The sequence below is a fragment of the Streptomyces sp. URMC 129 genome (assembly GCF_051386415.1).
Lineage (GTDB): Bacteria > Actinomycetota > Actinomycetes > Streptomycetales > Streptomycetaceae > Streptomyces.
Genome location: NZ_JBPQTQ010000063.1, coordinates 1 through 25,462, shown reverse-complemented (window position 1 = coordinate 25,462; position 25,462 = coordinate 1). Strand labels below are relative to the sequence as shown.

Annotated in this window: 18 protein-coding genes; 6 read left to right on the top strand and 12 right to left on the bottom strand. The window is 75.2% G+C overall.

Going from position 1 to position 25,462, the window contains the following annotated elements; all coding sequences use genetic code 11:
• Positions 1 to 11: 11 nt before the first annotated feature.
• Complete coding sequence (locus ACSNOC_RS14995; RefSeq protein WP_436747916.1) at positions 12 to 911, bottom strand: glycosyltransferase family 2 protein; 900 nt, start codon at positions 909 to 911, stop codon at positions 12 to 14.
• Entirely contained in the window at positions 898 to 1,788 is an 891-nt protein-coding gene (locus tag ACSNOC_RS14990; protein ID WP_436747915.1) for a glycosyltransferase family 2 protein, read from the bottom strand. The genes ACSNOC_RS14995 and ACSNOC_RS14990 overlap by 14 nt, the downstream gene beginning before the upstream one ends.
• Before the next feature lie 68 nt (positions 1,789 to 1,856).
• On the opposite strand from ACSNOC_RS14990, the gene ACSNOC_RS14985 reads away from it, so the two are divergent.
• The 3 genes from ACSNOC_RS14985 (at position 1,857) to ACSNOC_RS14975 (ending at position 5,604) form a co-directional block, all read left to right on the top strand.
• Entirely contained in the window at positions 1,857 to 2,837 is a 981-nt protein-coding gene (locus ACSNOC_RS14985; protein ID WP_436747914.1) for a polysaccharide pyruvyl transferase family protein, read from the top strand.
• A 73-nt stretch (positions 2,838 to 2,910) separates the two neighbouring features.
• On the top strand, positions 2,911 to 5,088 hold the full coding sequence (locus tag ACSNOC_RS14980) for a catalase (RefSeq protein ID WP_436747913.1): 2,178 nt from the start codon (positions 2,911 to 2,913) through the stop codon (positions 5,086 to 5,088).
• Positions 5,089 to 5,184: 96 nt separating this feature from the next.
• The gene (locus ACSNOC_RS14975) at positions 5,185 to 5,604 is read left to right on the top strand and encodes a CBS domain-containing protein (protein WP_436747912.1); all 420 of its coding nucleotides are present in this window, start codon (positions 5,185 to 5,187) and stop codon (positions 5,602 to 5,604) included.
• Positions 5,605 to 5,709: 105 nt separating this feature from the next.
• Here ACSNOC_RS14975 and ACSNOC_RS14970 read toward each other — a convergent pair whose 3' ends face one another.
• Together ACSNOC_RS14970 and ACSNOC_RS14965 are read right to left on the bottom strand one after the other, a co-directional pair.
• Positions 5,710 to 7,017, bottom strand: a complete 1,308-nt coding sequence (locus ACSNOC_RS14970; protein WP_436747911.1) for an NAD(P)/FAD-dependent oxidoreductase — start codon at positions 7,015 to 7,017, stop codon at positions 5,710 to 5,712.
• 88 nt (positions 7,018 to 7,105) lie between these two features.
• Positions 7,106 to 7,810, bottom strand: a complete 705-nt coding sequence (locus tag ACSNOC_RS14965) for an ANTAR domain-containing response regulator (RefSeq protein WP_436747910.1) — start codon at positions 7,808 to 7,810, stop codon at positions 7,106 to 7,108.
• An 80-nt stretch (positions 7,811 to 7,890) separates the two neighbouring features.
• Here ACSNOC_RS14965 and ACSNOC_RS14960 point away from each other — a divergent pair, with 80 nt between their 5' ends.
• Complete coding sequence (locus ACSNOC_RS14960; RefSeq protein WP_436747909.1) at positions 7,891 to 9,129, top strand: PAS domain-containing protein; 1,239 nt, start codon at positions 7,891 to 7,893, stop codon at positions 9,127 to 9,129.
• Here ACSNOC_RS14960 and ACSNOC_RS14955 read toward each other — a convergent pair.
• The 3 genes from ACSNOC_RS14955 to ACSNOC_RS14945 all read right to left on the bottom strand — a co-directional run bounded on the left by ACSNOC_RS14955 (position 9,026) and on the right by ACSNOC_RS14945 (position 11,444).
• Positions 9,026 to 9,580, bottom strand: a complete 555-nt coding sequence (locus ACSNOC_RS14955; RefSeq protein ID WP_436747908.1) for a DUF6328 family protein — start codon at positions 9,578 to 9,580, stop codon at positions 9,026 to 9,028. The two genes, ACSNOC_RS14960 and ACSNOC_RS14955, sit on opposite strands and share 104 nt — an antisense overlap.
• Before the next feature lie 4 nt (positions 9,581 to 9,584).
• Entirely contained in the window at positions 9,585 to 10,388 is an 804-nt protein-coding gene (locus ACSNOC_RS14950) for a SigB/SigF/SigG family RNA polymerase sigma factor (protein ID WP_436747907.1), read from the bottom strand.
• Positions 10,389 to 10,607: 219 nt separating this feature from the next.
• Complete coding sequence (locus ACSNOC_RS14945) at positions 10,608 to 11,444, bottom strand: helix-turn-helix transcriptional regulator (protein ID WP_436747906.1); 837 nt, start codon at positions 11,442 to 11,444, stop codon at positions 10,608 to 10,610.
• A 440-nt stretch (positions 11,445 to 11,884) separates the two neighbouring features.
• On the opposite strand from ACSNOC_RS14945, the gene ACSNOC_RS14940 reads away from it, so the two are divergent.
• Together ACSNOC_RS14940 and ACSNOC_RS14935 are read left to right on the top strand one after the other, a co-directional pair.
• A complete protein-coding gene (locus ACSNOC_RS14940) occupies positions 11,885 to 13,024 on the top strand; it encodes an aldo/keto reductase (RefSeq protein ID WP_436747905.1) in 1,140 nt (379 codons plus the stop codon).
• Between the two features lie 186 nt (positions 13,025 to 13,210).
• Complete coding sequence (locus ACSNOC_RS14935) at positions 13,211 to 13,558, top strand: hypothetical protein (protein ID WP_436747904.1); 348 nt, start codon at positions 13,211 to 13,213, stop codon at positions 13,556 to 13,558.
• Between the two features lie 32 nt (positions 13,559 to 13,590).
• On the opposite strand, the gene ACSNOC_RS14930 is transcribed toward ACSNOC_RS14935, so the two are convergent.
• The 5 genes from ACSNOC_RS14930 to ACSNOC_RS14910 all read right to left on the bottom strand — a co-directional run.
• Positions 13,591 to 14,049 carry a DinB family protein gene (locus ACSNOC_RS14930; protein WP_436747928.1) on the bottom strand — a complete coding sequence of 153 codons (459 nt, stop codon included), beginning with the start codon at positions 14,047 to 14,049 and terminating at the stop codon, positions 13,591 to 13,593.
• A gap of 268 nt (positions 14,050 to 14,317) precedes the next feature.
• Positions 14,318 to 15,583, bottom strand: a complete 1,266-nt coding sequence (locus ACSNOC_RS14925) for a vanadium-dependent haloperoxidase (protein WP_436747903.1) — start codon at positions 15,581 to 15,583, stop codon at positions 14,318 to 14,320.
• 282 nt (positions 15,584 to 15,865) lie between these two features.
• The gene (locus tag ACSNOC_RS14920; protein ID WP_436747927.1) at positions 15,866 to 17,752 is read right to left on the bottom strand and encodes an ABC transporter ATP-binding protein; all 1,887 of its coding nucleotides are present in this window, start codon (positions 17,750 to 17,752) and stop codon (positions 15,866 to 15,868) included.
• A 192-nt stretch (positions 17,753 to 17,944) separates the two neighbouring features.
• Positions 17,945 to 18,697, bottom strand: a complete 753-nt coding sequence (locus ACSNOC_RS14915; protein ID WP_436747902.1) for a thioesterase II family protein — start codon at positions 18,695 to 18,697, stop codon at positions 17,945 to 17,947.
• A gap of 63 nt (positions 18,698 to 18,760) precedes the next feature.
• On the bottom strand, positions 18,761 to 25,462 hold a 6,702-nt coding region (locus ACSNOC_RS14910), incomplete at its 5' end, for a type I polyketide synthase (protein WP_436747901.1).

Below are 25,462 nucleotides of genomic sequence, written 5' to 3'. Positions count from 1 at the left end.
AAGCCGCTTTGTCAGCCCACGTACTGACGGGCCGTCGAGGTGCGCTGGGTCTTCTCCAGGGTGCGGAGGCGGGCTTCCACCTCCGGGGGGACCGGGCGGCGTTCGCGCAGGAGCCAGGGGAGGCCGGCCGTCGCGCGGGCCACGGCTGCCGCCGAGGTCGTGTCGCGGGGGATCGTGCGCAGGAGGTGGGCCGTGCGGCGGAGGGCCGGGCCCGGGGCGCGGCGGAGCCAGGTGAACCAGAGGGTGTTGCGGATGCCGTCGGCGCGGCGGCGGGTGGGGTCGCGGAGGCGGGAGGCCGCGTGGTGGATCGTCAGGCTCTCGTCGAAGACCAGCCACCAGCCGGCCGTCATCAGGTCGGCGGCGAGCAGTTCCTCCTCGCCGCCCAGCCACAGGCGCGGCGAGAAGCCGCCGGCCGCGCGGAAGGCGTCGGTGCGCAGGACGGTGGCGGCGGCCAGGAACGAGCCGAGCGCGGGGCCGGGCAGCCCGTCGGGGCGGGGCAGCGGCGAGTGGCGCAGCTCGGCCACGATGGGGTCCTCGGTGCCGGCCGGTTCGACGACGATGCGGGCGGTGACGGCGGCGACGCCGGGGTGGGCGTCGAGGAGGTCGGCGGCGGCGGCCAGGGAGCCGGGGGCCCACCAGGTGTCGTCGTCGCAGAAGGCGAGGTAGGGGGTGGTGACCTCGCGGGCGGCGAGGTTGCGGCCGATCGCGCCGAGGTTCGCGCCGGGGGTGAGCACCCGGGCCGCGGGGTGGTGGAGTGCGACGGCCTCGGCGGTGCCGTCGGTGGAGCCGTTGTCCGTGATCAGGATCGGGGGCCGCTCCGGCAGCTCGGCGAGCCGGTCGAGGGTGTGGAGCAGTTCGGCCCTGCGGTTGTGGGTGATGATCACGACCGAGACGCGGTCATCCGGCGGCATGGGCGGCCTCCAGTCGGCGGACCCCGGCCTCCACGGCGGTCGGCAGCCGCCGCCGGTCGCGCAGGGCGGCGGGGAGGCGGGGCAGGAGCTGGCCGAACGCCGTCCGGGCGGTGGCGTCGGCGCGGGCGTCCAGGGCCAGCCGCCAGGTGGCGCGGAGGGCGACGGGGAGGGGCCGCCGCAGCCAGGTGGTGAGGACGTCGTTGCGGCGCATGTGGGCGAGCCGGTGCGGCCGGGGGGCGTCGGCGGGGTGGTGGACGGCGGTGACCTGCGGCGCGTGGCAGACGTGCCAGCCTGCCGCCGTCAGGTCGTAGGCGAGGAGCGTCTCCTCGCCGCCGATCCACATCAGCGGGTGGTAGCCGCCGGTGGCGAGGAACGCGGAGCGGCGGGCCACGGCCGCGCAGCCGAGGAAGCCGAGCACGGCGGGTCCCGGCATGCCCGGCGCGGTGCCGAGGGGGGACGCGGCCAGGATCTCGTTGATCGGGTCCGGGGTGAGGTCGTGGCCGACGGCGATGCGCGCGGCGAGCAGGCCGATGCGCGGCTCGGCGTCCATGATCGCGGCGGCGGCAGCCAGCGAACCGGGCGTGTACCAGGAGTCGTCGTCGCTGAAGGCGATGTAGCGGGCGGGCAGCGCGCGGACGCCGTCGTTGCGGGCCAGCGGGCCGCGATTGGTGGGCAGGCGGAGGACCCGCACGTCGGGGAACCGTTCGGCGACCAGGGCGGCGGTGCCGTCGGTGGAGCCGTTGTCCGCGACGAGGACCGGCGGCCGTTCGGGGAGGGCCGTCAGCTGTTCGAGGGTGGCCAGCAGGGTGGCGGCACGGTTCCGGGTCGCGATGACCACCCCGACGGGGGCGGTGGGTTCGGGGTTCTTCGGTGGCACGCGCGCCGAGTGCCCCGGCCGTGCGGCGCGAAACGTTTCGGACGGTCACGGCGGGTAACCCGGGGCGGATGACGAGCCAAGTCAGGACGACGAGCGAGGTCGGACGAACCCTGGTGACGGGGTGGTTCAGCTTTCTGGACGGCGAGGCGACGGCCGGGGACCTGCTGGCGCTCGGCCGGGTGCGGCAGGTGCTCGACGCGCACGGCGTGCCGTACGACGTCGCGTGGAGTCCCCGGTTCGAGCCGGGCGGGCCCGCGCTGGACGCCGTGCGGCCCGGTGACTACACGCGGCTGGTCTTCGTGTGCGGGCCGGTGCACGGGCCGCAGATCGCGAATCTGCACCGCCGTTTCGCGCACTGCCGCCGGGTGGCGGTCGGCGTGTCGGTGATCGATCCGGCGGATCCGGCGGTGGCGGGCTTCCACGAGGTGCTGGCGCGCGACGGCGCCGATCCGGCCCTGCCGCCGGGGCAGGACCTGGCGATGCGCGCGCCGCGCGGCCCCGGCGTGCCGGTGGTGGGCGTGCTGCTCACGCACGGGCAGCGGGAGTACGGCGAGCGGCGGGCGCACGACGCGGTGAGCGGGGCCGTGCGGAGCTGGCTGGCGGGCACGGACTGCGCGCCGGTGGCGCTGGAGTCCCGGCTGGACCGGGAGGACGGGCTGCTGTGCGGGACGGCGGAGGAGTTCCTGTCGGTGGTGGCACGGCTGGACGCCGTGGTGACCGACCGGCTGCACGGGCTGGTGCTGCCGCTGCGCGTGGGGGTCCCGCCGCTGGTGATCGATCCGGTGCGGGGCGGGGCGAAGGTGTCGGCGCAGGCGCGGGCCTGCCGCTGGCCGGCGCTGGTGCCCGCCGAGCGGGTGGAACCGGCGCGGCTGGACGCGTGGCTGCGGTGGTGTCTGGACCGGGGCGCGGGGGCGGCCCGGCGGCGGCGCCCGCTGGTGGTGGCGCCGGATCCGGCGGACCGGCTGCCGGAGGCGCTGGGCGTGCCGGGGGCGACCGGGGGGCTGGTCCCGGCGGACGCCTCCGCGATTGGAATCGCCGTGGGCGGGTAATCGGGGAGGCGCTTCAGCGCTGAACGCACCGAAGGTGCGGATGGTCCGGCCTGTGCCGGGGTGAGGAGAGCCGATGTCGGCTGACGGATCCGGGGGCTCGCGGGACGCCAAGCGGGAACAGCTCGACCCGCTGCGCGACCGGCCGCAGGACGGCCCGCTGACGACGGGCTTCGGCACGCGGGTCGATGACACGGACAACGCCCTGCGGGCCGGGGAGCGCGGTCCGACGCTCCTGGAGGACTTCCACTTCCGGGAGAAGATCACGCACTTCGATCACGAGCGCATACCCGAGCGGGTGGTGCACGCGCGGGGCGCGGGCGCGTACGGCACCTTCCGGCCGTACACGTCGCTGGCGGAGTACACGCGGGCGGACTTCCTCCAGGACCCGGACCGCGAGACGCCGGTGTTCGTGCGGTTCTCGACGGTGGCCGGGTCGCGCGGGTCCGCGGACACGGTCCGCGACGTGCGCGGGTTCGCCACCAAGTTCTACACCAGGGAGGGCAATTACGACCTGGTGGGCAACAACATGCCGGTGTTCTTCATCCAGGACGCCATCAAGTTCCCCGACTTCGTGCACGCGGTGAAGCCGGAGCCGCACAACGAGATACCGCAGGCCCAGTCGGCGCACGACACGTTCTGGGACTTCGTGTCGCTCCAGCCGGAGTCGACGCACATGCTGATGTGGCTGATGTCGGACCGGGCGCTGCCCCGCAGTTACCGGATGATGCAGGGCTTCGGCGTGCACACCTTCCGTTTCGTCAACGCGGAGGGGCGCGGCACGTTCGTGAAGTTCCACTGGCGGCCGGTGCTGGGCACGCACTCGCTGGTGTGGGAGGAGTGCCAGGCGATCGCGGGCAAGGACCCGGACTTCAACCGGCGCGACCTGTGGGAGGCCATCGAGCGGGGCGACTTCCCCGAGTACGAACTCGGGGTGCAGCTCGTGCCGGAGGAGGACGAGTTCCGCTTCGACTTCGACCTGCTGGACCCGACGAAGATCATCCCGGAGGAGACCGTGCCCGTGCGGCCGGTCGGGAAGATGACGCTGCACCGCAATCCGGACAACTTCTTCGCCGAGACCGAGCAGGTCGCCTTCCACACGGCGCACGTCGTGCCGGGCATCGACTTCACCAACGATCCGCTGCTCCAGGGCCGCAACTTCTCCTATCTGGACACCCAGTTGATCCGGCTCGGCGGCCCGAACTTCCAGCAGCTGCCGGTCAACGCCCCACTGGCGACGGTGCGCAACAACCAGCGCGACGGCTACGGCCAGCACCGGATCCACCCCGGGCGGACGTCGTACACGCCCAACTCCCTGTCCGGCGGCTGCCCGGCGACCGCCTCGCCGGACGAGGGCGCCTACGTCCACCGCCAGGAGCGGGTGGACGGCGCGAAGATCCGCCGGCGCAGCGAGAGTTTCGCCGACCACTACAGCCAGGCCACGCTGTTCTGGAACAGCATGGCCGACTGGGAGAAGGACCACATCGTCGCGGCGTTCCGCTTCGAGCTGGGCAAGGTCGGCGTCCGCGAGATCCGGGAGCGGCAGGTCGAGCGGCTCAACCACGTCGACCACACGCTGGCCACCCGGGTGGCCGAGGGCGTCGGGGTCGCGCCGCCCAAGGCGCCGGTCACCGAGAACCACGGCCGCACCTCGCCCGCACTGAGCCTGGCGGAGAGCCCGGCCGGGACGATCGCCACCCGCCGGGTCGCGATCCTGGCGGCGGACGGGGTGGACGGGGCCGACGTGGCGGCGCTGCGCGACGCCCTGGCAGGCGGCGGCGCGGCGGCCGAGGTGCTGGCCCCGCGCGACGGCGAGGTCCGCGCGGCGGGCGGCGGCACGGTGGCGGTGGACCGGGCGATGAACACCATGGCGTCGGTGCTGTACGACGCGGTGTGCGTGCCGGGCGGCGAGGAGAGCGCCCGCGCGCTGCGCTCGGACGGCCTGGCGCGGCACTATGTGGCGGAGGCGTTCAAGCACGGCAAGGGCATCGCGGCGCTGGGCGCGGGCGTGGGGGTGCTGCGCGCGCTGGACCTGCCGGGCGTGCGGCTGGCGACGGACGGGGACGGGGAGGCGGACCGGGACCGGGACCGGGACACCGGCGACGCGGAGGGGAGCGGGGGCCGGGTGGTCGACGACCGGGGCGTGGTCAGCGGCACGGACGGGGCGGCTGCCGCGACGGTCGCGGCCACGTTCGCGGACGTCATCGCCTACCACCGGCACTTCGACCGGGACAGCGACCGGGTGGCCGGCTGAGGCGTGTCCGGGGCATAGTCCGGGCCCCGCGGGGTACTGCCGCGTGGCGGCCGGAGCGGAAAGCCTGGACAGGACAGCAAGGGAGGGCGGTCAGCCATGGCCCAGTTCGTCAGGGATGTCATGACACCGGCGGTCGCGTCGCTGGGACCCGACGCCTCGCTCGTGGAGGCGGCGCAGCTCATGCGGGCGCAGGACATCGGCGACGTCCTGGTCGCGCGGGACGGCGTGCTGCTCGGCGTCGTCACCGACCGGGACATCGCGGTGCGCGCGGTGGCGGAGGGGCTGGACCCGCTCACCGTCGACTGCGAGACCGTCTGCACCCCCGACCCCGTGTGCGTGGCGCCCGAGGACGAGGTCGGCACGGCGGCGCGCCTGATGCGGACGCACGCGGTGCGCAGGCTGCCGGTCGTCAGCGGGAACGGGGTGGTGGGCGTGGTGAGCCTCGGGGACCTCGCGCGCGCCCAGGACCCGGACTCGGCGCTCGCCGACATCAGCCGGGCCGCACCGGACTCCTGACCCGGACCGGGCGGCACCGTGCGGGGGGCCGGGGGATCGCGGGTTCCCCCGGCCCCCCGCCCTCTTCGTGGCCCTCTTCGCGGCCCTCTTCGTGCTCCCGGGGGTTCACTCCCCCGGGGTACGGGCCAGCTCGGGCGAGGCGGTGTCCAGCGGCACGGACTCGGAGCGGACCATGCCGAGCTGCACCGCCTGCCGGGGCAGCACCGCGTCCAGCAGCCAGTCGGCGGCGACGCGGAACCGGTTGCCCGGCATCGCCAGCAGGTGGTAGCCGCGGGTGACGGCCCCGGCCAGCGGCCCGGACAGCGGGATCCGGTACGGGTTGGCCGCTGCCTTGACCCCGCCGAGGTCCACGACGAAGCCCTTGTCGTGGTGCTCGTACGGGGCGCGCTCCCCCATGCCGTGGCGGGCGGCGATGTTGCGCGCGGCCGTCCTGCCCTGCCGCCAGGCGTGCTGGGCGGTCATCGGGGTGTACGAGCCGGGCTTGGTGAGGTCGGGCACGGCGGCGGCGTCGCCGCAGGCGAAGACCTCCGGGTGGTCCGGCACGTTCAGGTACGCGTCGACGCACAGCCGGCCGCGTTCGGTGGGCAGGCCCACCTCGGAGACCAGCGGGTCGGGGCGGACGCCGACGCACCAGATCAGGCTGCGGGTCGGGACGAACTCGCCGTCGTCCAGCAGCACGCCCTCCGGCTGGGCCTCCTTGACCGACATGCCGGTCCGCACGTCCACGCCGCGCTGCCGCAGCACCCGGTCGGCGGTGCGGGAGAGCCGTTCGTCCAGCTCGGGCAGCACGCGGGGGGCGATGTCCAGCAGCATCCAGCGCGGGCGCACCGTGCCGCCGGCCCGTTCGCGGCGCACGATCGAGTCCGCGAACATCGCGCCGTGCGCGGCGACCTCCGTGCCGGTGTAACCGGCGCCGACGACGATGAACGTGGAGCGCGCCCGGCGCTCCTCCTCGTTGTCGGCGTGCGCGGCCAGTTCGAGCTGGCGGACGATGTGGTCGCGCAGGTACAGGGCCTCGGGCAGGCCGCGGAAGCCGCGCGCGTACTGTGCCACGCCGGGGATGGGCAGCAGTCGGCTGACGCTGCCGACGGACAGGACGAGGGTGTCGTAGGCGAGCTCCCCCTCGTTCCCCTCGGGGCCGGTGAAGCGGACCCGGCGGGCGTCGAGGTCGACGCCGGTGGCCTCGCCCAGGACGAGCCGGGTGCCCGGCAGCGTCGCGGTGAGCGAGACGGTGACCCGGCGCGGCTCCAGGATTCCGGCGGCGACCTGGGGCAGCAGCGGCAGGTAGAGGAAGTAGTCGGTGGGATTCAGCAGCACGATCTCCGCGCGCTTCCCCACCGTGCGGGACAGCTGCCGCGCGGTCTGGTAACCGGCGAATCCCGCCCCGACGATCACGATCCGGGGCCGGCTCATGCGCACCTCCTTGACGCGGGAATGTGATGGTGGCGGGTACCCGCCCCGGTCCGTCCGAAGCGCTCCGGACCCGGCGGCGGGGCCGGGCTCAGAGGCGGGCGAGCTTGGCCTCGATGCCGCGGCCCTTGGTGCGGACCACGCCGTCGGCCAGTTCCACGAGTCTGCTGTTGGTGCGCTGCGACTGGCGGCGCAGCAGGCCGAAGGCGGTGTCCGCGTCGCAGCCGAGGACGTGCATGAGGATGCCGCACGCCTGGTCGATGACCGGGCGGGAACGCAGCGCGGTGTCGAGTTGATCCACCTCGGTCAGGGCACGCTCACAGGCGTGGTCGCTGGCGAGGGTGCGGGTGGCGAGGTCGCCGATGAGGGTCGCGGTGGTGCGGGTCCGGTCGTCCAGCAGGCCGGGCCGGAAGCCGCAGACGGTGACGGTCACGGTGAGTCCGTCGTGGTGGAACGGCAGGGTCGCGGTGGAGCGCACCCCGGCGTCGAGCGCCATGGCGCGGTAGCGGGGCCAGCGCCGGTCGGCCAGCAGGTCGTCCGCGGCGACCGGCTCTCCGGTGCGCAGCGTGGCCGGGACGGGGCCCTCGCCGGTCGCCCACTGGACGGTGAGGAGCGGGGCCAGGTCGGGGTGGGTGACGGCGGCCTTGGTCTCGGGTCCGCCGTGGTCGTCGTCGGGGCCGACGGTCGCCGCCGCGCCGCAGGCCGCGGGCGTGCACAGGGCAGCCCGCTCGGCGAGCTTGACCAGAGCGCGAGCGGAGATGTCCGTCGGCTGCTCATGTGTGCGGTTGTCGGGCATGACCGTCGCCTTCCCGGGCAGTTTGCACCGAAACGGCTGACGATACGCTTATCCGACTTGATGAGGATTACGGTTCCGGTATGGCCGACGAGGAAGATTACGGCGCCGAGCTTACGGACTTCCGCAAGCGGGTGGCGGAGCTGCGCGCGACACGCGCCCTGCCGGGAGGCGGTGGGCCGGCCAATCTTGATGCCGCCCTTTTTGAACTCCAGTATGTTTCTGACCTGTTGTGGCCGCGCTATGAGCAACTGACGGCTGAACAACGGAAGTCGGGACGCAACGGCGATTCCCGGGAACAGCAGTTGCTGCGCGCGGTGTTTCAACGACTCCCGGTACCGGTGCTGTTGCTGGACCGGGAGGGCGTGGTGAGCCGTATCAACTTCGCCGCCTGCCAGCTGTTCGGGCTGCGCCCCGGTTACGCGGCCGGGCGTCCCATCACCGCCTCGTTCGCCCACGAGGGCCGGGCCGCCTTCCGCAGCCAGGTGGCCGCCGTCGCGCGCCACGACGGCAACCGCACCCTGGCCGTGGAGCTGATGCGCGGGCTGGCGGCCGAGTCGGGCGACGCCCAGCGGCCGGGGCGGCTGTGGGTGACGCTGGCCGCCGTGCGCCCCCCGGGGCACCGGCGCACCTCCGTGCTCGCCGTCTGCCAGCCGACGGCCGAGCGGCCGGGGGCCGGGGCGGGGACCGGGGTGGCCGCGCCGCCCGTTCCGGTCGAGGCGGTGACGCCGCCCGATCCGGCCGAGGTCAGCAGCCGGGTGGAGCTGATGGACCTGGTCGACGACGTGACGACCGCGCTGCTCACGTCCGCCCCGGCTTCGGGGGCGGCCGGGGCCGCCGGGGCCGCCGGGACATCCGGGGACGCGCCGCTGGAACGGGCCTGCGAGGTGCTGCGCGGGCGGTTCGCGGACTGGGTGATCGCGGACCGGGCCGTACCGGGGGGCGGTCAGCTCCGGCGGGTCACGGTGCTGGGGCCCGAGGCGGCGCCCGGGACGGGCGGGGCGGAGGCGGCGGAGGCGATCGCCGTCCAGGACCCGGCCGGGGCGCCGTTGATCGGCGAGGCGGCGGGGGCGGGCGGTTCGGCGCTGCAGATCCGGCCGGAGGACGTGCACGCGCTGGGCGAGGCGGGGGACGGCGTTCCGGTGCTGGCGCTCACGGAGGCGTCGTCGCTGCTCTGCGTGCCGCTCACGCTGCCGTCGGGAGCGGTGCTCGGGGTGCTCACTCTGCTCCGGACGGGGGGCCGCCGCGCTTTCGGACTGGCCGAGGCGAGTGCGATGGAGCGGATGTCCCGCCATATCGCCCTCGCCCTGCGTGCCGCCTGACCACGTGGGGCAGCACCCCCCACAGCCCGCAGCACAGCAGGAACGCCCAGACGGCGATGGCGATCCCGGCCCCCCGGCCGACCGCCACGTCCACCACGAGCATCAGCGCGCCGGCGAGGGCGAGGCCGAGCGCGGCCAGCCCCGCCGTCGCGAGCCGGGAGGAGATCTCCACGATCTCCCGCTTGGCGCCACGCCGGAACAGCAGCCGGTGCAGCGCCGCGGGCGCCGTGAACAGGACCGTGGCCGTCATCGCCAGCATCAGCGTGACCACGTACGTCGTGCGCTGGACGTCGTCCAGCGAGGGGAAGCGGTAGGTGAACGCCAGCGTCAGGAGGAACGCGAAGAGGATCTGCACGCCGGTCTGGGTGACGCGCAGTTCCTGGAGCAGCTCCGCGAAGTTCCGGTCGTCTCTTTCCGGCGGGGTCTCGTTGCGCAGCCTCTGTCTCGGCATGACGTCATCCTGCACCGCCCGCCTCCACCTGTTCACGGAGGCGCGTGCAGGTGCGGTTCAGCAGTCGTGAGACGTGCATCTGCGAGATGCCGATCTGCTCGGCTATGCCGCTCTGCGTCATGCCCCGGAAGAACCGCAGGTAGAGGATCTGCCGCTCGCGCTCGGGCAGCTCGCGCAGCCGGGTGCGGACCGACTCGCGCTCCACGACCCGGTCGAAGCCGGGCTCGGTGCGGCCGAGGGTGTCCAGCAGCGAGAATCCGTCGTCGGAGCCCGCGACTTCCGCGTCGAGGGAGAGCACGGTGAAGCTGTTCATCGCCTCCAGTCCGGTCCTGGCCTCCTTCTCGGTCATGTTGGCGGCCTTGGCCAGCTCCTCGGGGTCGGGCCGGCGGCCGTCGAGGGTGTGGGACAGCTCGTTGTTGGCGGTACGCACCCGGTTGCGCAGCTCCTGCACGCGGCGCGGGACGTGCATGCCCCACAGGTGGTCGCGGAAGTGGCGCTTGATCTCGCCGACGATGGTGGGGACGGCGTAGCTCTCGAACGCCGTTCCGTAGCCGGGGTCGTAGCGCCGCACGGCCTTGACCAGGCCCAGGTGGGCGACCTGCTCCAGGTCTTCGAGGTTCTCGCCGCGGTTGCGGTACTGGCGGGCGAGGCGTTGGGCCATCGGCATCCACGCGCACACGATCTCGTCGCGCAGCGCGTCGCGTTCGGGGCCGTCCTCCATCGCCACGAGCCGGCGGAACGCCTCCTTGGTGTCCGGGGCGTCGTCGTGCGGGTGGCGGCGGGGCTTCCTGACGTGGGTGGTGGGCATCGGCTTTCAGCTCCCTGCTGAGGTGTCCCTGTTGGTTCACTGGGTCACCGCGGGAGCACACGGACCACAGGCGGCACTCGCCCGGAGCCATGGGGCTCCCGCGGGTGTGCCTGCAGTCCGAAGCACATTGATTCACCTGCCCGACCGTTCCGGGGGCAAACAGCGTCATTCCCCCCGGGTACCGGAGTCGGCCGGGGGCACGCCCAACTCCCTGCCGGGTCAGTGCTGTTCGGCGCCGACCATGCCGATGAGCCGCAGCGCGTCCGCGGAGGCGGAGCCGGGCTCGGGTGCGTAGGCCACCAGCACCTGGTCCTCCTCCCCCAGCACGGACAGGGTCTGGAACGTCAGCCAGAGGTCCCCGACGAGCGGGTGGTGGAACCGCTTCTCGCCGTGGGTCTTCTCCCGCACGTTGTGATCGGTCCACAAGCGGCGGAACAGTTCGCTCTTCAGCGACAACCCGCCCACCAGCTCCGCCAGTCGCCGGTCATCCGGGTGGTCCACGGCGTGCAGCCGCAAGTAGGCGACGGTCTCGCGGGCCTTGAGCTCCCACTCGGGGAAGATCTCGGCCGCGCGCGGGTCGAGGAAGCACAGCCGGGCCCAGTTCCGCTCGTCGGGCGGGAGGGCGCCGAAGTCGAGCATCAGGGCGGCGGCCATCCGGTTCCACGCCAGGATGTCCGTGCGGTGGTCGATGACGTACGCCGGGGCGTCGTGCATGGAGTCCAGCAGGTTCCGCAGGCGCGGGCTGGCCGCCCGGCGGGCGCGGCGCGGCCGGCGGGCGGCCCGGCGCGGCCTGGCCAGGCCGAACAGGTAGCCGCGCTCGTCGTCGTCCAGACGCAGCGCGCGGGCCAGCGCGTCGAGGACCTCCTCGGACACCCCGCCGCCGCGGCCCTGTTCGAGCCGCATGTAGTAGTCGGCGCTGACGCCCGCGAGTTGGGCCAGCTCCTCCCGGCGCAGCCCCGGAACGCGGCGCCGCCCGCCCAGGTCGGGCAGACCCACATCCTCCGGACGGACGCGCGCACGGCGGGATTTGAGGAATTCGCCCAGCTCCTTGGCCATGCGTCCAGTATCCCGTGCCCGTCCGGCGCCCTGCCTGGCCCTGGCGGTCCCACCCAGGCGGTGCCGTGCCGCCCCGGATCGCCAGGTCCCCGCCGGGTGCGCAGACCACGCGCGGGCCGCGCGGGCCGTCCGGGGGCGCCAACGTTCCACGCCGCGTGGAGCGGGTCGGGACCGGCCGTGAGCCGCACGGACGCGGCGGACGGTCCGGCCGCCGAGCGGCGGGCACCAGCCGTCGCGGGTCGTGCGGGACGGGCACCACGGGTCGTGCGGGTCATGCGCCAGGCGTCGGGGTATCCCCCGAGTCCGTCGTCCGTCGTCCGTCGTCGCCGGGGCCTGGCCCGGCAGTATCGCGCGCGGGCGCGGCGGCCAGCCTGGCCCTGCCGGTCCTAGGGACGGCAAGACTCTGGGCAGGTGTGCGGGCGGCTCCCACAGTGAGTGCCATGGACTCCATCGCGGACATGAAGATCAGCCGCACCGGATTCGGTGCGTGGGCCATCGGCGGCGGCGGATGGCGTTACACGTGGGGCCCGACCGACGACGCGGAGTCGGTCGCGGCGATCGGACGGGCCGTGGCGCTGGGCGTCAACTGGGTCGACACGGCGGCCGTCTACGGCCTCGGCCACTCGGAGGCCGTCGTCGGCCGGGCGCTGGCGTCGCTGCCGCCGGACCAGCGGCCGTACGTGTTCACCAAGGCGGGCCTGGTGTGGAACGAGGCGCAGCCGCTGGCCGCGCCGTACCGCATCATGCGGCCGGAGAGCGTGCGCCGCGAGGTCGACGCCTCGCTGCGGCGGCTCGGCGTCGACCACATCGACCTGTACCAGGTGCACTGGCCGGACACCGGCGAGGCGCTGGACTGGGAGGCGCCGCCGGGCGGGGACGGCGGGGACGGTGCGGCCGTCTCGCCGCGTGCGACGCCGCTGGCCGAGTACTGGCAGGTGATGGCCGACCTGAAGCGGGCCGGGAAGGTGCGCGCGATCGGGCTGTCCAACCACTCCGTGGCGCAGTTGGCGGAGGCCGAGCGCATCGCGCACGTGGACGCGATCCAGCCGCCGTTCTCCGCCCTCGACCGGAGCGCGGCGCCCGAAGTGGCGTGGGCGCGCGAGCACGGCACGGCGGTGATCGCGTACTCCCCCATGCATTCGGGGTTGTTGAGCGGGGCGTTCTCGGCGGAACGGGTCGCCGCGCTGCCGCCGGACGACTGGCGGCGCACGCATCCGGACTTCACGGAGCGGCTGGCGGACAACCTGGCGGTGGCCGACGCCCTGCGGGCGATCGCGGAGCGGCGCGGTGTGCCGGTGCCGGCGGTCGCGGTGGCCTGGACGCTGGCGTGGCCCGGGATCTCCGGCGCGATCGTCGGCGCGCGGACACCGGCGCAGGTCGCGGACTGGGCGACGGCCGGAGATCTTCACCTGGACGAGGAGGAGTTGAGCACCGTCGCACGGGTACTCGGGGCAACGGGCGCGGGAACAGGTCCGTTCCGCCCCCGAAGCGGCCGGTCCGCGCCGTCGTCTCCCCGGAGCGGCGCGGACCGGCATCTCCCGCCGTCATCCTGTCCGTTGAGCGTATTTCACTCTGAATAACCGCTCGATTACGGCGCGTGTGACGGGCCACCGGACCCGGGAATACCCGTAGTGGGCGCTCAACTCCCTTGGTCCCGACCGTGATTCGAGGAGTGCGCCCGGGTGCGCGGCCTCCGCTCTCCTCCGGCGGAGGCCCCCCGGCCCGGGGCGTCGCCCTGGTCGGCCCAGCGAGGGAGTGTCCGAACCGTGAAACGCACTGTTCCGAAGCGGGTGGCGGCGTCCGCCGTCGCCGCCCTGGCGGCGATCGCGCTGCCCGCCGCCCCGGCGCGCGCCGCCGATCCCCTGCCCTGTGCCGCGCCCGCGGCCTGTGTGTGGTCGGGCCAGGACGGCACGGGCCTGCCGGGGGTCCTGCTCTTCCCCGAGTTCTTCCTCATCCCGCCGATCCTGAGCGCGCGGAACGAGTCGGGTCTGACGTGGTGCCTGTTCGCGGACCCGTTCTACACCGGGGCACGACTGGAGCTCGATCCCGGCGAGACGATCCGCGCCCTGCCCTACCCGGCCCGCTCCGCGGCCCCGGGGGACTGCCCGGGGTGACGGGTCACGGTCGCCCGGGTCGCCCGGCCGGCTCAGTAGCCGACCGTGCCGTCGATGCCCTCGCGCAGGAAGTCGGCGTGGCCGTTGTGGCGGGCGTACTCGTGGATCATGTGCAGCATCACCATGCGGAGCGAGACGTCCGCCTTCTTGCGCGGCCAGTAGCCGGTGACGTCGAGGGACGGGGCCCGCTCCTCGATGCGGCGCGCGTGCTCGACCTCCGCCCGCCAGGCGTCGAACGCCTCCGGGCGCGTGGCCGTGCTCGCGTCGTACGCCGTCTGGAAGTCGCCGTCCTCCGACCAGACCAGCGAGAGGTCCTCGCCGTTGATGACCCGCCGGAACCAGACGCGTTCCACCTCGGCCATGTGCCGGACCAGGCCGAGGAGGGAGAGCGTCGAGGGCGGCATCGACTGCCGCCGCAGCTCCTCGTCGGAGAGGCCGTCGCACTTCATGGCGAGCGTGGCGCGCTGGAAGTCGAGGAAGCCGCGCAGCATCTCGCGTTCCCCGGCGATCAGCGGCGGGTCGACGCGTTCGGTGGGCTCGGTCACCGCTGCCCCTTTCGGCAGGTCGGTCGCGGGTCAGCCGGCCGGTTGGCCGGCCGGCCGACCCGTTGGCCGGTCGGTCGGTCGGATCGGCGAGTCGCCGGTGGCCAGGCTATCCGGTGCGATCCCGGGGCCCCGCGGCCGGGGCCCGGCCGGAGCCGGTGGCGGGACCCGTGTCCTGCCCCCCAGGGGCGCCGGGCCTTCGGCGTGCCGGGGCCGGTCAGCCCAGGAGTTCGTCCGCGTGGCGCAGGGTGTGGGCGGCGACCTGGAGGCCGAGCCGCACGCCGGCCGTGTCGGCGGTCCTGGTGTGGATGCCGGACCAGACGCGGGCGTCGACGTTGTCCTGGGTGAGCTGGTGCCACGCCGTGTAGGTGCGGGTCACGCCGGGCGCCGTCGGGCTGGTCAGCTCGAACGGCGCGGTGCGCGGCCCGACGAGGGCGGTCAGGATCCCCTCGGCCGCGCCCGCGTAAGTGGCGTGGCCGCTCGGGTAGTCGGGGTGGGAGGGCGTGACGTGCAGCGGCGTCCAGTCCGGGTCGCCGCCCGCCCGCAGCGCGGTGACGGGCCGCCAGGTGACGTACGCGTACTTGCTGTCGGACGTGGCGATCTGCGTGTCCACCAGCGCGGTGTGGAACAGCGCGACCAGCGTGGCTCGTTCGGGCAGGGGCGCGTCGTGGCGGGCGAGCGCGACGCGCAGCGGCTCGGTGTAGAGGGTCAGCGAGGAGCCGTACCAGAACGCCGCCGTCTCGGTCTGCCCGGCGGTGCGGACCGTGCTGTCGGCGGCGCCGTAGTCGCGGACCTCGGCCAGGTCCGCCTCGTAGCGGGCCGAGCCGACCGGCGGCGGGGCGGGCAGCCGGTACTGGTCGGGGCTGTCGAGGAGGAACGGGCGGGCGAAGCGGTTGCCCGCCTGGGCGGCCGGGGCGTACGCGGGGGGCGTCGGCTGCCACACGCCGGGGGCCGGGTCGGGGGTGGCGAACGGCGCGTCGACCGACGCCGGGTCGAGCCCGTCGCCCTGGCGGTCGGCGAGGACCCGGTCGGCCTCGGCGCGGCCCGCGGCGAGCCCCTGGTCCTCGGCGGGTCCGTCGGGGATGCGGTCCAGGGTGCGCCGGAGGGCCGCGTCGAGTGCGTCGGCGCGGGCCGGGGTCAGCGTGGACAGGGCCCGGTGGACGGCACCGGCGAGGGCGGCGTCCTGGTAGTCGGCGCGGTCGGCGCCCCGGGGTGTCCCGTCCTGCAGGACGCGGGCGGCGGCGACCCAACTGATGGCCCAGGTGCGGCTGTTGGTGATGCCCGTGGGGGCTCCGGCGGTGGCGACCGTCTCGGCGGTGACGTCGTACCACTCCAGCACCACGTCCACGCGCGGGCTGGGGCGCGCGGAGTCGTCGGCGGTGGCGGCGGACGGCGCGGCGGCGGTGACGAGCGCGGCCAGCGCCACCGCCGAGGCCAGCGCGGAGGAGCGCAGGACGGACCGGCGCCGGGTGAGCTTCAGCATGGAGAGGGACTCCTGTCGGAATCGGGCAACGGGGTAGGGGTGGGCCGGGCGCGCACGGTGATCGCGCGGCGACCGCACGGTGGTCCGGGAGCGGGGGCGGCGGCTCGGTCGGGGGCCCTCACCGGCGGGCGCCGCGCTCGGGCGCGGGTCGGGCGCGGCATCGCGCCGCGCGGGCGTCTCCCCCCTGGTCACGCCGCTTATCGTCGCATCGGCAGATGAAGAGCGTCTGGCCTGTCGTGAAGCTCCTGTGTCCTCCCGGCCTGCCGCGCGCGGCAGGCGGGATCACCGCTCGGCCTCCGCGGGGGCGGGCCGCGGCTCCTGGCCGAACTGGGCGGCCTGGATGGCGTACAGCTCGCGGAAGTGGCCGCCGGGCCGGGCCAGCAGCTCGGCGGGGCTGCCGGATTCGACGAGGCGTCCCTGGTGCAGGACGTGGATCAGGTCGGCGTGCCGGACGGACGCCATGCGGTGGGTGATGAGGATGATCGTCTGGCCGCGCGCGGCGAGTTCGCGGATCTGGTCGAACACCCGCTGCTCCTCCTTCGCGTCGAGCGCCGCGGTGGGCTCGTCCACGATGAGGACGGGGGCGTCGCGGTAGTGGGCGCGGGCGATGCCCAGGCGCTGCCACTGGCCGCCGCTGAGCTGATGGCCGCCCTGGTAGCCGCGCGCCAGCAGCGTGTCCCAGCCGCGCGGCAGGCTGTTGACGACGGCGTCGGCGCCCGCGTGGCGGGCGGCGGCGAGCAGCCGGTCGTCGTCGCAGGGCACGCCGGGGGCGCCGATGGCGACGTTGACCCGCGCGGTGAACCGCCAGCGGTTGAAGTCCTGGGCCACCATGGCGATCCGCGCGAAGAGCTGGTACCGGTCGGCCTCGGCGGTGCTCACCCCGTCCCAGGTGACGCGCCCGCTTTCGGGGAGGTACAGCCCGGCCAGGAGCTTGACGAGGGTGCTCTTGCCGGAGCCGTTCTCGCCGACGAGGGCGGTGATGTGGCCGGTGGGGACGGTGAGGGACACGTCGTCGAGGGCGGGCGCGGAGTCCGTGCCGGGATAGCGGAACGTGACGTTCTCGAAGGCTATGTCGCGCGGTTGGGGCGGAACGGGCAGGCCGCCGGTCGGGATGGCCCACTCGGTGGCCTGGGCGCACAGCCGTTCCAGGTCCCCGACGAACAGGCTCTCGTCGTAGAGGTTGTTGATGGAGTGGACCATGCCGCTGAGGCTGGAGGAGCCGGTGCGGATCGCCAGAACGGCCGTGCCGGCGACCGACATCGCCATGGCGCCGGTCCACGCCAGCGCGCCGAGGGTGACGTAGGTGGCCGTGCCCGCCAGGCCGGTCCACGCGGACGCCCACAGGCCGGTGCGGGCGTCCAGCCGGGCGAGCCGGGTCTGCTCGGCCTCGGAGTTGGCGGACATCGCGCGGAAGTGCTTCAGCAGGAACGGGCCCACGTGGTGGACGCGGACCTCGGCGGCCGTCTCGGTCGCGGTCAGCTCCCTGCTGAGCAGGCGGCTGGCCCGCACGTGCTGGACCCACACGCGGAACGACCGGTACCGGCGGCGGGTGGTGACGAGCGTGCTCCACATGCTGGGCACGGTCATCAGGGCGAGCAGCGGCAGCAGCACCGGGTGCAGGACGGTGAGCACGCTCGCGGCGGCGATCAGCGACAGCAGGGCGTTGATGACCTGGACGCAGTAGTCGATCATGTGGCGGGCCGAGACGGCGCCGTACTGGGCGGTGTCCAGCAGCCGGTGGAACTGGTCGTCCTCGATGGCCGCCAGCTCCACCGCGGCGGCACGCGCCAAGTACCGCTCGGTGGCGACCCGTTCGACCTTGGGTTCGAGCCGGCCCGAGCCGTAGGTGGAGGCGGCGGTGAGCAGGGCGGTGAGCAGCGCCGTCGCGGCGACCACGGTGAGGGCGGGCAGCGCGTCGTGGAGCCGGTCGGCCGGATCGCCGGACGCCAGCACGGCGGCGAGCACCGTGTTGACGGCGACGAGCCCGACGGCCTGGGCGATGCCGCGCCCCATCTCGGCGGCGGCGACGATACGCAGCGCGGTCCGGTCCGCCTCGGCGGCGAGGCGGACCGTGGTCAGGACCAGGGCGGGCAGGGTCTTGACCATCGCCCAGAGGCTGAGGGAGGCGTAGGAGCCCTCGTAGCTGTACCCGCCGCCGTCGTACAGCAACGGGCCGCCGAACAGCAGGCGTTCGGATGCGGAGACGCTGCCCGGCGCTTCCTCCTCGGGGGGTGTTTCCGTGGTCGTGGTCGTGGTCGTGGTCGCTGTGGCGGGGGCGGTGCTGTCGCCGTTGTCGTCGGTGGTGCCGTCGGTGCGGCTTTCCACGTCGTCCACGTCGGGCCCTTTCGCGGTGCGGTGGCGTCACGTCGGCTGGGCGAGCAGGGCACCGGCTATCACGCCCAGGACGTCGGCCTGGTGGCCGGTGAGGTAGAAGTGGCCGCCGGGGTAGACCTTCAGGGCGAAGGACCCTTCGGTCGCCTCGCGCCAGGCCCGGACCTCCTCGACGGTCGCCTTGGGGTCGGCGTCGCCCACGAGCGCGTGCACGGCGCACCGCAGTGGGGGGCCGGGCTCGGGCACGTAGGTCTCGATGGCCCGGTAGTCCGCGCGGATGGCGGGCAGGACCATGCGCAGGATCTCCTCGTCGGCCAGGACGGCGGCGTCGGTGCCGCTCAGTGCTGTCACGTCCGCCAACAGCCCGTCGTCGTCGCGCAGATGCACGGCCTCGACGCGGCGGGTGGAAGGGGCGCGGCGCCCCGAGACGAACAGGGCGGCGGCCACCAGACCCTTCTCCCGCTCGAACCGGCGGGCCACCTCGAACGCGACGGCGGCGCCCATGCTGTGCCCGAAGAACGCCAGCGGCCGGTCGGCCCAGGGCAGCAGCGCGCCGAACACGGCGTCGGCAAGCTCCGGGATCGTGCCCGCGGCCGGTTCGCGCAACCGGTCCTGGCGGCCCGGGTACTGGACGGCGAGCACGTCGACGGCGGCGGGCATGCCGCGGGCGACGGGGAGGAAGTAGCTGGCGGAGCCGCCCGCGTGCGGCAGGCACACCAGGCGCAGCGCGGCGGCGTCGCGCGGGTCGTACCGGCGGATCCACTGGGCGGTGTCGTCGGTCATGGTGGTCTTCCCGTTCCTGTCGGTCCTGTTGGTCCTGTCGGTCCTGTCGGTCCGTGCTGTTCTTCAGTCGCGCGTGGCGCGGTCATCGAGCCGGTCGAGCCACGTCTCGACGGCGGCGGCGGTCGTCGGTGCGTGATCCTCCATCAACGAGTAGTGATCCCCCGGTACTTCCTGAACGATGTCCGCGCATTCGGGTGGTGGCGGACGGTCGTCACCACCGCCCTCCTCGGAGGGCATCCAGTCGGCGGCCCGGACCGCGAGCGTGGGCGCGTCGATCGGGCGGGGGGTGAACGCGTCAAAGGCGCGCAGGTATCCGCCCATGGCGGTGAGCTGGGTGCCCAGGCCGGTGACGAAGTCGAACCGGTCGGTCTGCCCCCGGACGGCGGCCGACGCGTACCGCTCCCCCATGGGCACGTCGCGGCTGAAGGAGTCGATCATCACGACCCCGGCGGCCGGGCGGCCCAGGGCGGCGAGCCGTTCGGCGGTGGCGCGCGCCACCCAGCCGCCGGCGGAGTACCCGGCGAGCACGGCGGGTCGACCGGCGTCGGTGCGGCGGGCGATGGCCTCGGCCAGGGCGCCGGTCAGGGCGTCCACGTCGGCGGGGAGGGGCTCGCCGGGCGCGAAACCGGGCAGCCGCAGGGCCGAGATGGCGCGTGTCCCGCCGAACGCGGCGGCGAACCGGGCGTAGTGGTGTGCTCCCGAGGGTGCCATGTATCCGGCGAGGCACACCAGCGAAGTCCTCGGGTGGCCGTCGTCCGCGCCGCGGGCCAGGCGGACGGGGGTGAGGAGGCCGTCGACCTCGGCGGGCGCGGTGAACGTACGGCGCAGGCGGGACGCGCTGCGCACCAGGTCGAGGGCGGCGCCGTACTGGCCGGTGTCGTTGGCGGTGAGGTAGAGCGCGGCGAGGGTGTCGGTCGTCGCGCCGTCGCCGCCCGGCTCCGTGGCCGTGCCGGCGGCGGGCGTGGGGTGTTCTTCTGCGGCGAGCAGGGTCGCCAGCCGGTCCGCGATCCGGGCCGGGGTGGGGTGGTCGAACGCGAGGGAGCCGGGCAGCCGCAGGCCGGTGGCGGCGGCGAGGCGTTTCCGCAGGCCCACGGCGGTCAGGGAGTCGAAGCCGAGTTCGAGGAACACGTCGTGCGGGCCGACCGCGTCGGGGGTTTCGTGGCCGAGGACGGCGGCGGCCTCGGCGCGCACGACGTCCAGGAGCAGGGCCCGTCGTTCGGCGGGCGGCAGTCCGGCGAGGCGCCGGACGAGCGGCGGTTCCGCCCCGTCCGGTGCGCCGTTCCGCTCCCGGTGCCGGTCCCCGCCCTCCGCGCGGTCGGCGGCCAGGGCCTGGGCGGCCTCCGGCAGGTCGGCCAGCAGGGGGCTGGGCCGGGCCATGGTGAAGCCGGGCACGAACCGTTCCCAGTCGATGGGGGCGACAACGGCGGTGGGTTCGCCGCTCCCCAGGATGCGGCTCAGGGCGAGGAGGGCCAACTCCGGGCGCATCAGGGACAGTCCGCGTTCGGTCATGCGGGCGGCGGCGGCCTCGTCGACCATGCCGCCGTCGGCCCAGGGGCCCCAGGCGACGGCGGTGGCGGCCAGGCCACGGCCGCGGCGGTGTTCGGCCAGGGCGTCGAGGCAGGCGTTGGCGGCGGCGTAGGCGGCCTGCCCGCCGCTGCCCCACACGCCCGCGCCGGAGGAGAACAGCACGAACGCGTCGAGCGGCCGGTCGCCGAGGAGTTCGTGCAGATGTGCCGCGCCCGTGGCCTTGGCGGCCAGCACCCGGGCGAGGTCGGCGGGTTCGGTCGCGGTCAGGGCGGCGGGGGTGTCGATGCCGGCGGTGTGGAAGACGGCGGTGGGCGGATGGGCGGCCAGCAGCGCGGCCAGCGCGTCGCGGTCGGCCACGTCGCAGGCCGCGATCGTCACCCGCGCGCCGCACTCCTCCAACTCGGCACGGAGGTGTTCCGCGCCGGGCGCGGCCGGACCCTGACGGCTCGTCACCACCACATGCTCCGCGCCGTTTCCCGCCAGCCAGCGCGCGACCCGCCCGCCGATGAACCCCGTCCCGCCCGTCACCAGAACCGTGCCACGCGCCCGCCACGCCTCCCCGGCACCGGCACCGACCGCCGGGCCGGACTCCGCCCGCACCAGACGCCGGGCCAGCACACCCCCGGACCGGAGCGCGACCTGATCCTCACCGGTGACACCGGTCAGGAGCGCGGCCGTCCGCCGCGCCAGCCGGGCGTCCCAGGGCTCGGCGGACGGCGGCAGGTCGATCAAGCCACCCCAGATGCCCGGCAGTTCGAGGGCGGCGACGCGGCCGAGGCCCCAGATCGCGGCCTGGTCCGGGTGGCTGGGCGGATCGAGGGGGCCGGTGCCGACCGCGCCCCGCGTCGCGCACCACAGGCGCGCGGTCCTCCGGCCGCTGTCCGCCAGGGCCCGTACGAGGGCCAGGGTCAGGGCCGGGCCGTCCGGGTCGAGCGCCAGGAGGGAGAGGACGCCGGAGACGGTCTCGCCGCCGAGACGGGCGGCGAGCGCCGCCGGGTCGCCGCCCGGTTCCACGGTCACGATGCCGGTGTCGGCGCCGTGGGCGGCGAGCGCCGCGACGGCCGAGTCGATGGCGGGGTCCCGCCGTTGGCCGACGGTGACCGCGACCAGCCAGGTGCCGTCGAGGCGTGGCGGGGCGGCGGGCTCGGCCAGGGCGCGCCAGGTGACGCGGTAGCGCCAGGCGTCGACGGTGGTCTCGGCGTCGCGCCGCCGGTGCCAGTCGGCAAGTGCGGGCAGCGCGGCGCGCAGCGAGACGTCCCCGTCCGGGTCGAGGCCCAGTTCCCCGGCCAGGGCGCCGAGGTCGCCCCGCTCGACCACCGACCAGAACGCGGCGTCCGGCGCGGCGGCGCGGGCCGGTTGGGCGGTCTCCGGGGCGGGGGCGGCGGCATCCAGCCAGTAACGGCGGCGCTGGAACGGATAGGTGGGCAGCTCCACCACGCGGCCGTCCCAACCGGTGAGAACGGCGGGCCAGTCGACGGCGACGCCGCCGACGTGCGCCTCCCCGAGCGAGGTGAGGAACCGGGCCGGGCCCCCCTCGCCGCGCCGCAGGGAGGCGATGACGACGGCGGGCCGCTCCGCGTCCTCCTCGGCGGTCTCCTGGAGACCGGGGATGAGCACCGGGTGCGGGCTCATCTCGATGAACGCGGTGTGCCCGGCGTCCAGCAGGGCGCGGACCGCGTCCTCGAAGCGGACCGTCTCGCGCAGGTTCCGGTACCAGTGGGCGGCGTCGAGCGGTGTGCCGTCGGCCGCCCCGGCGACGGTCGAGCGGAACGGCACGCGGGGCTCGCCGGGCGTGATCCCGGCCAGCGCGCCGAGCAGTTCCTCGCGGATGCCCTCGACGTGCGCGCAGTGCGAGGCGTAGGCGACGGGCACGCGTTTGGTCCGCACCCCGTCGGCCGCGCACGCCGCGAGGAACTCGTCCAGGGCGTCGGTGTCGCCCGAAACAACGATCGATGTCGGGCCGTTGACGGCGGCGACGGCGAGGCCGGGCCGGTGGGCGAGGCGTTCGGTGGTCGCCGCGAGCGGGGCGGCGACGGAGGCCATGCCGCCCCGGCCCGCGAGGCGGGCCAGCAGGCGGCTGCGCACGGCCACCACACGCGCGGCGTCGTCCAGGGACAGCGCCCCGGCGACGCAGGCGGCGGCGATCTCGCCCTGTGAGTGCCCGACGACGGCGGCGGGCCGTACGCCGCAGGCGGTCCACAGCTCGGCCAGCGACACCATCACGGCCCACAGCGCGGGCTGGACGACGTCGTCACCGGTCAGCTCGGGGGCGCCGGGCGCCTGCCGGAGCACCGCGTCGAGGGACCAGTCGACGTGCGGCGCGAGCGCGCGTTCGCAGGCGGCCATCCGGTCGCGGAACACCGGGGAGGAGTCGAGGAGTTCGACGGCCATTCCGGCCCACTGGGAGCCCTGGCCGGGGAAGACGAACACCGGCCGCCGCTCCCCCGCCCCGGCGGGGACGGCGCCGCGCGCCACCCATGGCGCGTCCTTCCCGGCCGCCACGGCGCCGAGTCCGGCGGCGAGGCGGGCCCGGTCGGTGCCGACGACGACCGCGCGGTGCTCGAACAGCCCGCGCGTCGTGACCAGTGAGTGGGCCGTGTCGCGCGGGCGGACCCCGGCGTCGAGCGCGGCCAGCCGCCGGGCCTGTTCGGCGAGGGCGGCGGGCGAGCGGGCCGACAGCACGAGCGGCACGGCCACCGGGTCGAGGACCGGGCGCGGCGCTTCCGCCGCCCCGGGCGCGGCGTCGGGGGCGTCCTCGGCGTCCGGTTCGGGGGCCTGTTCGATGATGACGTGGGCGTTGGTGCCGCTCATGCCGAACGAGGAGACGGCGGCGCGGCGCGGCTGCCCGTGCTCCTTGTCATCCGGCCACGGCACGGGCTCGGTCAGCAGCCGGACGGCACCGGCGGACCAGTCGGCGTGCGGGGTGGGCTCGTCGGCGTGCAGGGTGCGCGGCAGCGTCTCGTTGCGCAGGGCCATCACCATCTTGATGACGCCACCGGCCCCCGCCGCCGCCTGGGTGTGCCCGATGTTGGACTTCAACGACCCCAGCCACAGCGGACGTTCGGCGGGGCGGTGCTCGCCGTAGGTGGCCAGCAGCGCCTGGGCCTCGATCGGGTCCCCCAGCACGGTGCCGGTGCCGTGGCCCTCGACGGCGTCGATGTCGGCCCCGGTGAGACCGGCGTTGGCGAGGGCGGCCCGGATCACCCGGCGCTGGGCCGAACCGCTCGGCGCGGTGAGGCCGTTGGACGCGCCGTCCTGGTTGATCGCGGAGCCCCGCACCACGGCGAGCACCGGGTGCCCGTTGCGCCGCGCGTCGGAGAGCCGCTCCAGCAGCAGCATGCCGACGCCCTCGCCCCAGCCGGTGCCGTCGGCGTCGGCGGAGAACGCGCGGCAGCGGCCGTCGGCCGACAGGGCGCGCTGGCGGCTGAACTCCACGAACGGGCCCGGGCTGGACATCACCGTCACGCCACCGGCCAGCGCCATCGCGCACTCGCCCTGCCGCAGTGCCTGGGTGGCCATGTGGAGGGCCACGAGGGAGGACGAGCAGGCGGTGTCGACCGTGACGGCCGGGCCTTCCAGCCCCAACTGGTAGGCGATGCGGCCGGATACGACGCTGGCGGCGTTGCCGGTGCTCAGGTAGCCCTGGGTGTCGTCGGGGATGTCGAGGTGGCGCCTGAGGTAGTCCTGGTAGCCGGAGCCGATGAACACACCGGTCTGGCTGCCGTGTGCGGCGGCCGGGGGGATGCCCGCGCGTTCGAACGCCTCCCAGGCCGTTTCGAGGAGCAGCCGCTGCTGCGGGTCCATGGCCAGGGCCTCACGGGGCGAGATGCCGAAGAACGCGGCGTCGAAATCGGCCACTTCGTACAGGAAGCCGCCGGCGCGCGCGTAGGTGGTGCCGGGGTGGTCGGGGTCGGGGTGGTACAGCGTCTCCACGTCCCAGCCCCGGTCGGCGGGGAACGCGTCCATGGCGTCGGTGCCGTTGGCCACGAGCCGCCACAGCGCCTCGGGGCTGTCGGCGCCGCCGGGGTAGCGGCAGCTCATCGCGACGATGGCGACGGGTTCGTCGGCGGCGGCCGGGCGGGGGCCGGGCGGCGCGGTGTTCTCCGGCTCGGCGCCGAGGAGTTCAGCGCGGAGGTGGCGGGCCAGGGCGGTGACGGTGGGGTGGTCGAAGACCAGGGTGGCGGGGAGCCGCACGCCGGTGGAGTGGGCGATCCGGTCGCGGAGTTCGACGGCGGTGAGGGAGTCGAAGCCGAGTTCCCGGAAGGGGCGGGCGGGTTCGACCTGGTCGGGGGTGGCGTGGCCGAGGACGGCGGCGGCGTGTTCGCGGACCAGGGCGGTGAGGGTGCGGTCGCGGTCGGCCGGGTCCTCGGCGGCGAGCGCGGCGCGCAGGGCGGCGGCTCCCGAACCGCTCCCGGCGGCCCCGTCGTTGGCGGCGCCGTCGTCGTCGGGGTGGAGGGCGGCGCGGACGTCGGGCAGGTTCGCCAGGAGGGGGCTGACCCGGGCGGCGGTGAAGGGGGGCGCGAAACGCGACCAGTCCATGTCGGCCACGGTGACGGCGGTGTCGTCGCGGGTGAGGGCGGTGGCGAGGGCGGTCAGCGCGGCGCCGGGCGGCAGGGTGCGCAGGCCGCGCCGCCGGAGCTGGTCCGCGACGGGGGCGGCGCCGGCCATGCCGCCGTCGGCCCAGGGGCCCCAGGCGACGGCGGTGGCGGCCAGGCCACGGCCGCGGCGGTGTTCGGCCAGGGCGTCGAGGCAGGCGTTGGCGGCGGCGTAGGCGGCCTGGCCGCCGGCGCCCCAGATCCCGGCGATGGAGGAGAACAGCACGAACGCGTCGAGCGGCCGGTCGCCGAGGAGTTCGTGCAGGTGCGCGGCGCCCGTGGCCTTGGCGGCCAGCACCCGGGCGAGGTCGGCAGGTTCGGTCGCGGTGAGCAGCGCGGGGGCGTCGATGCCGGCGGTGTGGAAGACGGCGGTGGGCGGATGGGCGGCCAGCAGCGCGGCCACCGCGTCGCGGTCGCTCACGTCGCAGGCCGCGATCGTCACCCGCGCGCCGCACTCCTCCAACTCGGCACGGAGGTGTTCCGCGCCCGGCGCGCCCGGACCCTGACGGCTCGTCACCACCACATGCTCCGCGCCGTTCGCCGCCAGCCAGCGCGCGACCCCCCCACCGATGAACCCCGTCCCGCCCGTCACCAGAACCGTGCCACGCGCCCGCCACGCCTCCCCGGCACCGGCACCGACCGC